This is a genomic window from Arthrobacter sp. AOP36-F1-5 (assembly GCF_058137995.1).
On sequence record NZ_CM176892.1, the window covers coordinates 95,767 to 109,127 of the forward strand.

Genomic DNA, 13,361 nt, shown 5'->3' on the forward strand with positions numbered 1-13,361 from the left:
CCGCGGTGCAGCTTGAACCGTGTCGCCAACTCCCGGACAGGCACGCCAGCGGTGTACCCGGCCAGCAGTTCAGCCCGATTGGAGACACTCAAACGGGTTTGAGACTGACGCGAATTTTCTCGTACTGGTCCTCGCTGATCGGTGATCCGAGCGGCCCGGTTACGTGGGCGACGAGTCCGCGATCCCCGTAGAACACGGGATATCAGAGATCCGAGCGGCTTCCGGGGGTTTGAGAAGCTGCTACGGAGGTCCACCCGCATCTCGCCCCGTCCCGCATCAGCGGGGCGGGGCGAGATCCGTTTCGGGGTGTCCCCGGGGTGAACCGAATTGGTCCATCGAGCGAAGATTTCAATACGGCAACGATGCCCAGGCCTCCTGTTTCGTCCAGCGTGGGCTACCGACTGGTAGCCAGATCGCCGGTATCTCGCTGAAGATCGGGCGTGGGGCCGATTCGCCGGTACGGGCCCGCGTCGGATCTCCGGGGGCGGATCGTGCCCAGAAAGCCACAAAGCAGTTCCTGCCGGGGGCCGGACGTCCTACGCTGGTGGGGTGCGTGTCATCAAGAGGGCCCTGGGGGCCGGTCTGCTAGCCGTCGGCCTGACGGCTGCCTCCATGGTGCCTGCGCTCGCCGACGGAGCGGATGCCCCGGACTTCCTGACCCCCGACTATCAGCGCTTCCAAGCCCAGTTGAAGCCCGCGGGAGACTTGGCGGCCCCCACACACGACGGCGCACTGCGAGCCGCCGCGTTCAACTCCTCACTCAGCCGCGGGTACGCCGGCGGGTTGGCCCAGGACCTGTCCCAGCCCGGCGACGAGGCAGCCTCGGCCGTCGCGGAAGTCATCCAGCGGACCAACCCCGATGTCGTCCTGCTCAGCGACTTCGACTACGACGAAGACCAAGAGGCCGCCGAGGGTTTCCGCACCAATTACCTGCAGCAGGACCAGAACGAACGGCATGCCACCGACTACCCGTACATGTACGTGGCACCGACGAACCACGGGATCCCCACCGGTGCCGATCTCGACGGCAATGGAACCGTCGGGGATGCGACCGACGGATTCGGCTACGGCGAGTTCCCCGGACAACACGGCATGGTCCTGTATTCCAAACACCCGATCCAGCGCGACGGGATCCGGACCTTCCAGAACCTGCTGTGGTCATCGATGCCTGACAACGGACTACCCACCGGGGAGTATTCACCGCTGGTCCGAAGCATCCTGCGGCTGAACAGCTCCACCACGTGGGATGTTCCCGTGAAGGTCAAGGGACATACCGTGCACGTCGTGGCCGCAGATCCCAGTGCCCCCGTCGACGAGGAGGGCAACCAGCAACATCTGCGCAACACGGACGAGATCCGGTTGGTCGCCGACTACGTCTCCGGCGGCGAAGATGCTCAATACATCACCGATGATCAGGGGCAGAGCGGCGGCCTGCCCAAGAATGCGCGCTTCGTGGTCCTCGGCGATCTCGGCGTGGACCCGGGCCAAGACGATGCCGCCCGCGGGTCCGTGAACCAGTTGTTGAGCAATCCATCGGTGAGCGATCCGCGTCCGACGTCGGAAGGCGCCGCGGAAATCGGCACCGACGAGTCCGCTACCTCTGAAGCAGGGGAAGCCTCGGCCCCGAAGGCGCGGACGTCGATTGACGATGCTGCCGGCGCCTTGCGCACCGACTATGCCTTGGCCTCGACGACGGTGGACATCGCAGGGGCCGGCGTGTTCTGGCCCTCAGCCAGGCAGTCGGGACGGGCCCTGGTCTACGGCGACCCGGGTCCCAGCGGGAATCACCGTCTGGTGTGGGTCGATATTGACCTCCCCGGCGCGGACTAGGGACGAAATCCACCGATCGGTTGATCACTGATCGGCAGCTGGTGGGAATAGTTGACGGTAGGCAATCAGCCTGAACCATCAACGAAAGGTCACCGAAGTGCTCCGCCTTCTCTACACCTCCTTCACCTTCGCGATCGTTGGCGTCTTTTCCGGACTGTTCTATCGGGAGCTGACGAAGGCCAACGACTTCACGGACCGCTCCGCCACGCAACTACCCCTGGTTCACACCCACTTCCTGGTCCTGGGGTTCATTGTCTTGCTGATCGTGATGGTCCTGGAGCGGGTCCTGCACGTTTCCGCGGCAGCACCGAAGCTCTTTAGCTGGTTCTTTTGGATCTGGACCGTCGGCGTCGCGATCACCGGAGGCCTGATGCTCGTCAAGGGCACCCTGGCCGTGAAGGGTTCAGATGTTTCCTCCCCGGCGCTGAGTGGGATCGCCGGACTCGGCCACATGCTCCTCACCGCGGGTGTCGTTCTACTTTTCCTGGCGCTGCGCAAGGCAGTTCTTTCCGCGCAGCAGGCTCCCCGCGCGTCGGTTTCGCTCTGATGTTCCGGCACGGACGGGCTGTGGCGCCTAAAATCGGGGGATGAAGGAAAAAATTACCGCAGCGGTCCTGGGCCCGGACGGAAAACCCGTAGCCGGTATCCAGGGGGCGATCATCCGGGCCATCGGCGTCCAACGTCCCCTGGTGGTGGCCTACCTGCGCCGATTGCAGCGTAAGCACCCCCGGGCGGACGGCCCGGAAATGGCCCGCCTGCTCCGACGCGACTACCTGGTTGCGGTCACTGGCGGTGGCGCGGCCGTCGGGGCATCGGCGGTGGTTCCCGGGATCGGGACGGCGGCATCGCTGGGCCTCTCGGCCGCCGCTACGGTCGGCTTTCTGGAAGCCAGCGCCCTCTACGCCCAGTCATTGGCCGAATTGCACGGCATCACCACAGAAGACCCGGAAAAGGCCCGGGTGATGGTGATGGCAATCCTGATGGGTGACGAAGGCAGCGCGATGATCGCCGCCCTGACCCACCAGGCGGCAGGGCGTGGTGTCGGCCCGGTGAAGGGTTGGGGGTCGGTCTTCAGCAACGGAAAATCGTCGGGGGCCTGGGGCGCCATCGGCGCCCAGGTGCAGAAACGCTTCCTGCGCAAGATCCTGGCCACCCAGGGTGCCTCGATCATCGGCCGGGCCATCCCCTTCGGGCTCGGTGCCGCCGTCGGCGGGGCCGGAAACCGGTTCCTGGGCCGCAAGGTCGTCGAATCAGCGTCCCTGGCCTTCGGGCCAGTCCCCACCACCATTCCCGGGGAACTGGAACCACGAAAAGTCATCAGCCAGGTGGTGGCGCCGAGCCGCGTCGCGGACGGTGAGGACTTGGAAGCTGCCCGGACCGCCGTCGAACGCGCGATCGAACAGGAGCGGCTCCGCCGCACCTCCGGCACCCCCTAGACGGCCTCAGCCCAACAGCGTGTTGGCGGCAATGAAGATCGCCAGGCCCGCCAGGGAGCCGACGACGGTGCCGTTGATCCTGATGAACTGCAGGTCCCGGCCCACCTGCAACTCGATTTTCCGGCTCGTCTCGGGTCCGTCCCACCGGGCCACGGTGTCACCGATCAGCGCCGAGATCTGCTCACGGTAGGTGTGGATCAGGTAGCCGGCAGCGGTGGTGATCCACCGGTCGATCTTTTCCGCCAGCACGGTATCGGTGCGCAACCGTGACCCCAGGTCCATGACCGCCCGCACGAACCCGGTCCGCAGTTCGGATTCCGGGTTCTCCAGGGCATCGAGCAGCGCCGCCTTGATGGATTCCCAACCGGTGGCCACCGCCTCGTGCAGTTGCGGATCATCCAGAATGCTGTGCTTGAGCCCTTCCACCTTGGCGATCGTGTCCGGGCTGTGCTGCATATCGCGGGCGAATTCGGCCAGCCAGTCGTCGATGTTGCGGCGCAGCCGATGGTCGGGGTCGGTCCGGACGGCGTCGGTGAAAGCCGCCAACTCGCGGTGTAGCCGTTCACCCACGAAGGTATCCATCATCGACGGCAGCCAGGTGGGGGAGCGCTCGGCGACGAGTGTGACCACTGTCTGACGGTTCACCGCCACCCAGTCGGCAACCCGTTCTGCCAGCAGGTCCACGAAGGGGCGCTGGTGTCCGTCGCGCAGGACCAGTTCGAGCATGCGGCCCAGGGTCGGGGACCATTCCGGTGCCAACATGTGCTTGCGGGCCAGGGACTCGGCCAAGGCCAAGACGTCCTCGTCGTTCACCACCGAAAGCAGGGCACGGATCGCCGTCGCCCCTTCCACGGCGACGCGTTGGGCATTCTTGGCCTCGGTGAGCCAGGCCCCGGCGGGCGCGGCGAAGGACAGCGAAGCGAGTTTGCTGCCCACGACCTCATCGGAGAGGAAGTTCTCCTCGATGAAGCCGCCCAGGCTCTCACCGATCTGGTCCTTCTTGCGCGGGATGATGGCCGTATGCGGGATCGGCAGACCCAGTGGGTGGCGGAAGAGCGCTGTGACGGCGAACCAGTCGGCCAGGGCACCGACCATCCCGCCCTCGGCCGCCGCCCTGACGTATTGGAGCCACCCATGGGACTCCTGTAGGGCGAAGGACACGGCGAACAGGACCGCCATCCCGATCAAGAGTCCCGTGGCAATGGTCTTCATGCGCCGCAACGCTGCGGACCGTTCGACGTCGGAGATCAGCTGCATGGTGGTCCAATCGGTGAGGTGTCTCGGTGGCGCGCTTCCACGATAGTTCACCGGCTCGCCAGCGGATCGCAGAAACGAGTCCGGGGCATCGCGTAGCGTATGGAACATGCACCATGTCTACGCACATCGCGGGTCCAGCGCCGCCTACGCGGAAAACACCAGGGCCGCCTATCTACAGGCGCTCGCCGACGGGGCCGATGGGATCGAATGCGACGTCCACCTCACCCGTGACGGCCGGATCGTCTGCCATCACGACCAGACGGTGGACCGGACCTCGAACGCGTCGGGGCGGATCTCCTCGTTCACACTGCAGGAACTGCGCGAGCTGGACTTCGCCTCCTGGAAGGGCCGGGAGATTCCCGCCGACTACGGGACACTGCAGGAACAACTCCTGACCTTGGGCGAACTGGTGGAGCTGGCCGCCTCCGCGGGACGTCCGATCGGCTTGGCCATCGAGATCAAGCACCCCAGCGAATTCGGGCGCCGACTCGAAGACGCCGTATTGGCGGAACTGACCCGGCTGGGTTGGGAGGCGGCCACCTCGAAGATCGGAGATGTCACTCTCAGCTTCATGTGCTTCGATCCCGGATCGGTCCGCCACCTCTCCTCCCGGGTTGCCCCGGACTTCCTGTGCCAACTGGTGACCGGAGCGAACCCCCGAAAGGTCGCAGCCCTCGAAGAGCGCGGGGACCACCTCGGCGCCCAGGTCGCGTCCGTCGTCTACGGGGCCGAGCAGGAAGGCGTTCCGGCCATCGAGGCGGGAACAGCCGGCGTTGCGGGCCCGGGCGTTGCCTGGGTGCGCCGGCACGAGGACACCGTCAGGGCGTGGCTCCATCACGGAACCCGGCTGCGCGTGTGGACCGTGGACCGGGAGGAGGACATCGAATTCCTCGCCGGCGTGGGTGTCCAGGAAATGACCAGCAACGATCCGAAGCACACGCGCGACGTTTTGAATTCACTGGCCCGGGCGTGAACACCGGGTCCGAAAGGGTGCGGGCCGTCGGCATCGACCGGCTGACCGATACCGCGGGCATCCATCAGCTTCGGCTGCCGGCCCCGGAATGTGGGGCCGACCAGGTGGTCCTGGCCGTGGAGGCCGTCGCCGTGAACCACGTCGACACCTTCGTCCGCTCCGGGGTCTACGCCACGGAACTGGACTTTCCCGTAGCGGTCGGCCGGGACGCGGTGGGGACCATCGAGGCCGTGGGCGCCTCGGTGACCGGCCTGCAGGTCGGGCAGCGGGCCTGGACCAACAGCCTCGGTTTCGCAGGCCGGCCCGGAGCGACCGCCGAACGGGTCGGCGTCGACGCCGAACGGGCTTATCTACTTCCCCCTGACGTGGACCCGGTCGCCGCCGCCGCTGCGCTGCATCCCTGCACGACGGCGGCCCTGGCTGTTCAGCGGCAGGGGAACCTCCAGCCCGGGGAGAGTATCTACATTGCCGGGGGTGCCGGGCAGGTCGGCTCGGCGGCCATCGTGCTCGCGGTGGCCCGCGGGGCCCGGGTGCTGGCCTCTGCCTCGGCCGACGATGCAGGCCATTGCCGCGGACTCGGCGCCCAGACGGTGCTGGACTACCGCGACCCCGACCTGGTGCCGCGACTGCTCCAGGCCGTCCCCGAAGGCATCGACGTGCACATCGACACCGCAGGACATAACGACCTGGCGGCGGCGGTGAAACTCGCTGCGCCCCGCGGACGGATCGTTCTCCTGGCCGGGCCCACCACGGAAGCTGTCTTGCCCGTGGGACGGCTCTACATGCGCGACGCGAGCCTGCGCGGTTTCGCGATCAGCAACGCCACTGTCGGCGAACTGGCCGACGCCGCAGAAACCGTCAACATGCTGCTGGCCACCGGGGCCTGGACGCCCCGGCAGGTGAGCCTCGGGTCCTTCGACGACGCCGGGTGGGCCCACGCGCGACTGGAATCGGGGGAGAACCGCGGCACCCGGATCGTTTTGCGGCCGGCACCCTGACTCGGGAGGCCCCGCGCGTGGATAGACTGCCGAGGTGAAGTTCAGCCAGTCCCCGGCCGTGAAGACGGGCCTGTCCATCGCCGTGGCGACGGGCCTCTACGGCATCTCCTTCGGCGCGCTCGCCGTGGCTTCCGGGCTGAGCTTCTGGCAGACCGTGGCCTTAAGCGCGCTGATGTTCACCGGCGGCTCACAATTCGCGTTCATCGGGGTCGTGGCCGGCGGAGGTGCCGGTTCGGCGGCCTTCGGTGCCGCCACCCTGTTGGGGATCCGCAACATCATCTACGGGATGCAGATGAACTCCATGGCCCGCCCCACCGGATGGCGCAAGGCGGCCGCAGCCCACGTGACCATCGACGAATCCACGGCCACCGCCGTCGTCCAGGAGGAGCTGATAGAGGTCCGCCGCGGGTTTTGGACCGCCGGGCTGGGGACCTTCATCCTCTGGAACCTGTTCACGATCGCCGGGGCCCTACTCGGCGACGCGCTGGGAGATCCGAAGGCCTGGGGGTTGGACGGGGCCGCGGTCGCCGCCTTCCTGGCCTTGTTATGGCCCCGGCTGTCCTCGCGTGAACCCGTGGCCATTGCCGTGGTCTGCGCGGCGGCCACCGTGCTGGCCATCCCGTTCGTTCCACCGGGCATCCCGATCCTCATTGCTGCACTCGTTGCCGGGGTGTGGGGTTGGGTTGGACACCAGGGACGGGAGGCCCGCGCATGAGTCTGTGGTGGTGGATCCTGGCCGCCTGCGTGGTGGCCTACCTGTCCAAGCTTTCCGGTTATTTGGTGCCAGCCAGGATCCTGGACAAACCGCGCATGGGCCGGGTGGCCGGGACGCTGACCATCGGGCTGTTGGCTTCACTGACCGCTGTGAACACTTTTGCCAGCGGTCAGGAGCTGGTCCTCGACGCCCGGATCGGCGCCCTGCTGGCAGCGGCGATCGCGCTGCTGCTGCGGGCCCCGTTCCTGCTGGTCGTGATGGTTGGGGCGGTGGCCGCGGCATTGCTCCGGCTGGCTGGAATGCCCTAGGACGACGGAGCAGCAACGTTCAGTCGTGCTGCGCCCGGCGTTGTCGGGCGAGGGACACCAGCACGAAGAACACGGCGATGAATCCCAGCTCCAGCAGGCATAACACGATCAACGGGATCCACGCGGACTGGCCGATGAAGATGATGGCTCCCATCAGCAATAAGAGGGTGGCCATCACCAGCACGAACCAGGCGAAACCCAAGACCGTGCGGGCACTCCGCATGCCGGTGCGGAAACCGAAACCGTCAGGGACGGGCCCGGCGCCGTGGAACTCGGTGGACCCATTGGCGTAGTGGTCTTCGGCCGGCCCGGGCGGCTGCCCTGTTCGGGCTCCGTATCTTGGTTCATCCGGTTCATCCGGTTCATCGGGTTCGTCAGGTGAGCGCGGATGCTCCAGCCATGACGGCATGACGATCGCCTCCTTGGGTGGCGTGCTTCATGGTGCCATCCTGCCTGATTCGCGCCCTGATGGCACGCGCTGTTGCGTTGCTAGTGCTGGGCGGTGGCCAAGGCGGCGGTCTGGGCGGCGATTTCGGACTCCTCGTCGGTGGGGACCACCAGTACGGGGATGGCCGACTCGGGGGCCGAGATGACCCGCGGCTGCTTGCTGCGCTCGATGTTGGCCATCTCGTCGAGCTTGACGCCCAGCGCACCGAGGCCGGAAACGACGCGTTGGCGGAAGAGCCAGGAGTTCTCCCCGATGCCCGCGGTGAAGACGATGGCCTGCGCGCCGCCCACGGCCACGTGGTATCCGCCGATGTACTTCTGCAGCCGGTAGGCGGCGACCTCCAGAGCCAGCTCCGCGCCGTCGTCGCCCTGGGCGGCAGCCTCGACGACCGAACGCATGTCGTTTTCGCCCGAGAGCCCCTTCAGGCCCGAGTCCTGGTTGAGGATGTGGTCCATCTGCTCGGCAGTGTACTCGCCGCGGATGACCAACTGGGTGACGATCGAGGCATCGAGGTCACCGGACCGGGTGCCCATGACCAGTCCCTCGAGCGGGGTGTAGCCCATCGAGGTGTCGATGCTCTTGCCCTGGCGAATGGCGGTGATCGAGGCGCCGTTGCCCAGGTGGGCGATGACCGCACGGAAGCGCTGGCGTTCGATGCCCAGCAGTTCGGCGGCTTTGCCGGCCACGTAGTCGTGGCTGGTTCCGTGGAAGCCGTAGCGGCGGACGCCATGACGCTTATAGAGGTCATCGGGCACGGCATAGCGCCAGGCGTATTCGGGCATGGTGCGGTGGAAGGCGGTGTCGAAGACGGCCACCTGGGGGAGTTTGGGCCACTTCTCCAACAGGGCGCGGATGCCCAGTGCGGCCGCGGGGTTGTGCAGGGGAGCCAACGGTGCCAACCGCTCAATGGCGCGGACGATCTCGTGGGTGATCAGCACCGGCTCGGCGAAGCGCTCGCCACCGTGGACCACCCGGTGTCCGACGGCCTCGATCTGGCGCTCACCCAGAACCCCGCGCAGGTGTTCCTGCACGGTTTCCAAGGCGGCGGCGTGGTCGGGAACCTCCGGACCACCGATTCGTTCGACCAGACCGGCGAGCAGGATCTCATCGGTTCCGGTTTCACGGACCTGGTATTTCAGCGAGGATGATCCCGAGTTGATGACCAGTACGAGCATGGGTGGGGCTCCTAGTGTTCCTGGGCCTGGATGGCGGTGATGGCCACCGTATTGACGACGTCGTCCACGGTGCAGCCGCGGGAGAGGTCGTTGACGGGTTGATTCAGTCCCTGCAGGACCGGGCCGACCGCGACGGCGCCAGCCGATTGCTGGACCGCCTTATAGGTGTTGTTCCCGGTGTTCAGGTTCGGGAAGATGAACACCGTTGCCTGCCCGGCCACCGAGGACCCCGGCAACTTGGAGGCACCGATGGAGGTGTCCACTGCGGCGTCGTACTGGATGGGCCCATCTACTGCCAGCCCGGGTTCGCGCCGGCGCACCAGATCGGTGGCGGTACGGACCTCGTCGACGGATCCTCCGGTGCCCGAGGCGCCCGTCGAGTAGGAGAGCATCGCCACGCGGGGGTCGACCCCGAACTGCCGGGCCGTCTGGGCCGAAGCCAGGGCTATATCGGCCAGCTGGTCCGCATCCGGGTCCGGGTTGACCGCACAATCGCCGTAGACCAGAACGCGGTCCTCCATGAGCATCAAGAAGACCGAAGACACGATATCCACTCCGGGACGGGTCTTGATGAACTCCAATGAGGGGCGGATCGTGTTGGCGGTGGTGTGGGCGGCTCCGGAGACCATGCCATCCACGTGGCCCAGATGGACCATCATCGTGGCGAAATAGGAGCGGTCGAGCAGGCGCTCACGGGCCGATTCAACCGTGACACCCCGGTGGGCGCGCAACCGGGCGTATTCGGCGGCGAACCCCTCCAACAGATCGCTGCGGGCCGGATCGGTGATGGGGATGCCGTCCAGGTCGATGCCATGGGACGCAGCCAGTTCGCGGACCTCGTGGGTATTGCCCAGGATGACTAGATCGCAGATCCCGCGACGGCTGATGATCTCCGCCGCCCGCAGGATCCGCAGATCCTCGCCCTCGGGCAAGACGATCCGCTTACGCTCCGATCGTGCCCGTTCCACCAGCTGGTGCAGGAACCGCAGCGGGGTCATGGTCTCCGGGGCCGGCAGCGAGAGCCGGGCCAGCAGTTCGTCCTCGTCGACGTCCCGATACCAGGCACCCAGGGCGGCTGCCGTCTTACGCGGCTGCCCCGCGGTCAACGCCCCCGAGACCTCCCAGACCCGGTGCGCCGTGGAATAGGTGTCCTCCTCGACGGTGAAGACCGGGAAGGGGGCGGCAGCCAACAGCGGCAGGACCGAGTCCTCGATCGGCCGGGGGCCGGTGAGCAACAACCCGGCGGTGGTGGGAAAACCGGGGGTCCTGGAGGTCGCCACGGCGGTGGCCATGACGTCGGAACGGTCAGCCGGGGCGATCACCAACGAATCGTCCCGGTAGCGGTCGAGCAGATAACCCACGTTCATGGCCGCGACCAGGACATGGTCGATGTCGCGGTCCAGTTCCGGGGCACCGGCGACCAGCCGGGCGCCCAACGCCGAACTCACTTCCCCGACCGTGGGCCGGATGATCTCCGCGATCTCGGGCAGCACATACACCTTGCGGTGCCGCAGTCCCGGACGCACGGACTCCCGGATCTGATCCGCCAGCTCCGGGTCGGCCCGGTTCACGATCATCGACAGGAGGGAGACGTTTTCCTCGTAGAAACCCTTGCGGGCCAGGTCGACGGCGTCCACGGCCTCGGTGACGGTATGCTCCGCCGCGTTGATCACGCCCACCACATGGCAGCCCAGATGGTTGGCCAGCTGGGCGTTGAGCCCGAATTCCAAGGCGGCATCGTGATCGGATAGGTCGGTCCCCTCCACGATGACGACGTCGACATCGCGGGCGATCCGGCTGTAGGTATCCAGGGCCCGGGAATGGATTTCGTCGAGATTCCCGGCGACGATGAGTTCGCGGGCCTGTGCTCGGGTCATCGCGACGCCGACATGGGACTCGTCCAGATCGAAGAGATCGCGGATCAACGCGACAACGGGGTCGGTGTCCACATCGGGGCCGTCGGTGATGGGACGGAAAAAGCCGATCCTGTCGGCGTGGCGGTGCAAGAGGTCCGCCAGACCCAGGGTGACCAGTGACTTCCCGCTGGCGGGGGTGGATGCACTGACATAAATGCCGCGGGCCATGGGTCTCCTTCGAAGGCGGTCGCTGTGCCTGACCCATCGTGCCACGCCGGACGCGGCAATGCCCACGACCCCGATCACATCCGGGCGTGGGCATTGCCGCAATTTTTGGCTCAGGCCGCGGTGGTCTCAGGAGCCGTGAGCCGACCATCGCGCATCGTGGCGACGGCATCGGTCAACGGAACGAATTCGGTGTCGTGGGTGACCATGACGGTGGCGACCTGGAATTCGTCGGTGACCTGGCGCAGCAGCCTCACGATCGAGTCACTGCGGTCGTGGTCCAGTGCCGCAGTCGGTTCGTCCACGAGCAGCACCTTCGGATCCCCCATGAGGGCCCGGGCGATGTTCACGCGCTGACGTTGACCCCCGGAGAGCTGGTGCGGACGCTTATGGGCTGCCTCGTCCAAGCCGACGATCCCCAGCAGTTCGGCGGCCCTCACCCGTGCCTCCTTCACCGATTTGCCGCGTAGGTGGTCCACGATGACCAGTTGTTCCAGCGAGGTCAACGAGGCCAAGAGGTTCGGCTGCTGGAAGACGATGCCGATCTTCTCGCGTCGCAGGGTGGTCAGGTCCTGATCGGAGAGTCCGGTCGCTTCGGCCCCGTCGACGAAGACCCGTCCGGCGGTGGGACGGACCAATGTGGCAGCGGTGGCCAGGAGGCTGGACTTCCCCGAGCCGGAGGGGCCGACGAGGGAGAGCATCTGACCGGGGCGGACGGTGAGGTCGACGCCGTCCAGTGCCTTGACGGTACCCTCGCCGTCCGGGTATTCGAGGGTGACGTCGATCAGGCTCAGCGAGCCGGTGTTGGCGGTGGTGGCGGCGGGGGCGTATTCGGTGGTGATGGTCATGGGGCGTTTTCCTTTAGGCAAAGACGGAGGGGTGGTTCGGAGGGGCCGTGCCGGGACGGCCCGGGGCGTTAGTTGCCGCCCAGGGCGATTAGCGCGTCGACCTTGGTGGTGCGCCGGACGGCCAAGGCCGATCCGGCCAGCCCCAGGACGACGATCCCGAGAATGGGGAGCAGCGTCGTCGTGGCGTCCACCAGGAAGGGCGCGGCTTGGGCGGCAAAGAATCCGCCGGCGACCCCCACGGCGCCACCCAGTGCGGCGCCGGCGATCAGGACGATGGCGGCCTGGGTGATGGCATCGCGGAGGATGTATTTGCCGGAGCCGCCCAGCGCCTTGAGCACCGCGATGTCGCGGGTCCGCTGGACGGTCCAGACGGTGAGGAAGGCGACGATGACCAGGGCGGAGATGCCGTACAGGAAGGCCTGCATCATCAGCAGCGAACCGTGCTCGCTCTGATAGGCACCCAGGGCCTGGAAGGCGCCGGTGCGGGTGGTGGTCACGGTATCGGCGGCGGAGTTCGCTGCCGCCTCGTCAACGGCGGCCCCGTCGTCGTAGGTGATCGCCGTGACGGTGCCGACCTGATCGGGGTTGGACAGATGGGCGATCTTGGTCCAGGTCGGCAGGGCGGTCCAGACGACGCTGGTGTGGGAGTACCACTGGTCCTCGACCACGGAGGCGACCCGGAGCTCGGTCCCGCCCAGGGTGACCCGGTCGCCGGTGGTCACCGAGAGGTCCTCGGCGGCGGTCCGGCTCAGGACCACGGTGTCGTCCTCCACGCTGGCCGGGGTCAGCTGGCCGCCGGGGTCGACGCCGAAGACGGCGACGTTGGTGGTTCCTCCCGCGGTGTCGGCGGAGCCGGACTGCAGCCGGGTCTGGCTGATGCCCAGCGGTTCGGCGTTCTTCACGCCGTCCACGCCCTTCCAGGTGTCGACCTGGGTTTCGGTGACTTCGCTTTCGGTGAAGGACGCCTTGGGTTCCGAGGTGCCGGGGGCGCCGAAGGCGATGCTGTCCACGGGGGCGGACGTGCCGCTTTCGTGGACGGATCCGAGTTTGGCGATGGACGACGTCGATTGGTCTCCCAGGCCGGCGGTCAGGCCCGAGAGCATGACCAGCAGCAAGGTGATCAGGGCGACGACGCCGCCCATCAGGGCGAAGCGGCCCTTGGCGAAACTGATGTCACGGATGGCGAGGAACAAGGTGTACTACTTTCGGGGTCGTGGTGGCCGGATGGCCTATGTATCCACTCTCCCGCGGAGCGTTGCCCGTTCCATCAACCGATCGGTTGATCCTGGTCC

General features: G+C 66.9%; 13 protein-coding genes. 7 read left to right on the top strand and 6 right to left on the bottom strand.

The features are described from left to right. Positions 1-549 precede the first annotated feature (549 nt). The 3 genes from AC3ZI9_RS00445 (at position 550) to AC3ZI9_RS00455 (ending at position 3,266) form a co-directional block, all read left to right on the top strand. Positions 550-1,830, top strand: a complete 1,281-nt coding sequence (locus tag AC3ZI9_RS00445; protein WP_441380719.1) for an endonuclease/exonuclease/phosphatase family protein — start codon at positions 550-552, stop codon at positions 1,828-1,830. A gap of 97 nt (positions 1,831-1,927) precedes the next feature. Further along, on the top strand, positions 1,928-2,377 hold the full coding sequence (locus tag AC3ZI9_RS00450; RefSeq protein WP_441380718.1) for a DUF2871 domain-containing protein: 450 nt from the start codon (positions 1,928-1,930) through the stop codon (positions 2,375-2,377). 40 nt (positions 2,378-2,417) lie between these two features. Continuing rightward, positions 2,418-3,266, top strand: coding sequence for a hypothetical protein (locus AC3ZI9_RS00455; RefSeq protein WP_443411959.1), 849 nt, complete (start codon positions 2,418-2,420; stop codon positions 3,264-3,266). A 6-nt stretch (positions 3,267-3,272) separates the two neighbouring features. Here AC3ZI9_RS00455 and AC3ZI9_RS00460 read toward each other — a convergent pair whose 3' ends face one another. Further along, positions 3,273-4,631, bottom strand: a complete 1,359-nt coding sequence (locus AC3ZI9_RS00460; protein ID WP_443411960.1) for a DUF445 domain-containing protein — start codon at positions 4,629-4,631, stop codon at positions 3,273-3,275. Here AC3ZI9_RS00460 and AC3ZI9_RS00465 point away from each other — a divergent pair. The 4 genes from AC3ZI9_RS00465 to AC3ZI9_RS00480 are packed head-to-tail and all read left to right on the top strand — an operon-like array spanning position 4,630 to position 7,517. Further along, entirely contained in the window at positions 4,630-5,496 is an 867-nt protein-coding gene (locus tag AC3ZI9_RS00465) for a glycerophosphodiester phosphodiesterase (protein ID WP_086997578.1), read from the top strand. The two genes, AC3ZI9_RS00460 and AC3ZI9_RS00465, sit on opposite strands and share 2 nt — an antisense overlap. Continuing rightward, on the top strand, positions 5,493-6,494 hold the full coding sequence (locus tag AC3ZI9_RS00470) for an NADPH:quinone reductase (protein WP_443346310.1): 1,002 nt from the start codon (positions 5,493-5,495) through the stop codon (positions 6,492-6,494). Before AC3ZI9_RS00465 ends, AC3ZI9_RS00470 begins: the two co-directional genes overlap by 4 nt. A gap of 34 nt (positions 6,495-6,528) precedes the next feature. Next, a complete protein-coding gene (locus AC3ZI9_RS00475; RefSeq protein WP_086997576.1) occupies positions 6,529-7,209 on the top strand; it encodes an AzlC family ABC transporter permease in 681 nt (226 codons plus the stop codon). Beyond that, positions 7,206-7,517, top strand: coding sequence for an AzlD domain-containing protein (locus AC3ZI9_RS00480; RefSeq protein ID WP_086997573.1), 312 nt, complete (start codon positions 7,206-7,208; stop codon positions 7,515-7,517). The genes AC3ZI9_RS00475 and AC3ZI9_RS00480 overlap by 4 nt, the downstream gene beginning before the upstream one ends. A 19-nt stretch (positions 7,518-7,536) precedes the next feature. Here the strand turns inward: AC3ZI9_RS00480 and AC3ZI9_RS00485 are convergent, their stop codons facing one another. From AC3ZI9_RS00485 to AC3ZI9_RS00505, 5 genes are all read right to left on the bottom strand, one after another. Continuing rightward, the gene (locus tag AC3ZI9_RS00485; protein ID WP_443346312.1) at positions 7,537-7,926 is read right to left on the bottom strand and encodes a hypothetical protein; all 390 of its coding nucleotides are present in this window, start codon (positions 7,924-7,926) and stop codon (positions 7,537-7,539) included. 80 nt (positions 7,927-8,006) lie between these two features. Further along, entirely contained in the window at positions 8,007-9,140 is a 1,134-nt protein-coding gene (locus AC3ZI9_RS00490; RefSeq protein ID WP_443346314.1) for an acetate/propionate family kinase, read from the bottom strand. A gap of 11 nt (positions 9,141-9,151) precedes the next feature. Then, positions 9,152-11,224, bottom strand: a complete 2,073-nt coding sequence (pta, locus tag AC3ZI9_RS00495) for a phosphate acetyltransferase (RefSeq protein WP_441380466.1) — start codon at positions 11,222-11,224, stop codon at positions 9,152-9,154. Between the two features lie 110 nt (positions 11,225-11,334). Next, positions 11,335-12,069: an ABC transporter ATP-binding protein gene (locus tag AC3ZI9_RS00500; protein WP_443346316.1), complete on the bottom strand. Its 735-nt coding sequence runs from the start codon at positions 12,067-12,069 to the stop codon at positions 11,335-11,337. Positions 12,070-12,137: 68 nt separating this feature from the next. Next, entirely contained in the window at positions 12,138-13,262 is a 1,125-nt protein-coding gene (locus AC3ZI9_RS00505; protein WP_444561707.1) for an ABC transporter permease, read from the bottom strand. Positions 13,263-13,361: the final 99 nt, after the last annotated feature.

What these genes read in the sequence shown, in the direction of transcription:
- AC3ZI9_RS00455 (WP_443411959.1), top strand. Translation starts at nt 2,418, where the DNA reads ATGAAGGAAAAAATTACCGCAGCGGTCCTGGGCCCGGACGGAAAACCC.
- AC3ZI9_RS00465 (WP_086997578.1), top strand. Translation starts at nt 4,630, where the DNA reads ATGCACCATGTCTACGCACATCGCGGGTCCAGCGCCGCCTACGCGGAA.
- AC3ZI9_RS00460 (WP_443411960.1), bottom strand. Translation starts at nt 4,631, where the DNA reads ATGTTCCATACGCTACGCGATGCCCCGGACTCGTTTCTGCGATCCGCT.
- AC3ZI9_RS00480 (WP_086997573.1), top strand. Translation starts at nt 7,206, where the DNA reads ATGAGTCTGTGGTGGTGGATCCTGGCCGCCTGCGTGGTGGCCTACCTG.
- AC3ZI9_RS00485 (WP_443346312.1), bottom strand. Translation starts at nt 7,926, where the DNA reads ATGCCGTCATGGCTGGAGCATCCGCGCTCACCTGACGAACCCGATGAA.
- AC3ZI9_RS00490 (WP_443346314.1), bottom strand. Translation starts at nt 9,140, where the DNA reads ATGCTCGTACTGGTCATCAACTCGGGATCATCCTCGCTGAAATACCAG.
- pta (WP_441380466.1), bottom strand. Translation starts at nt 11,224, where the DNA reads ATGGCCCGCGGCATTTATGTCAGTGCATCCACCCCCGCCAGCGGGAAG.
- AC3ZI9_RS00500 (WP_443346316.1), bottom strand. Translation starts at nt 12,069, where the DNA reads ATGACCATCACCACCGAATACGCCCCCGCCGCCACCACCGCCAACACC.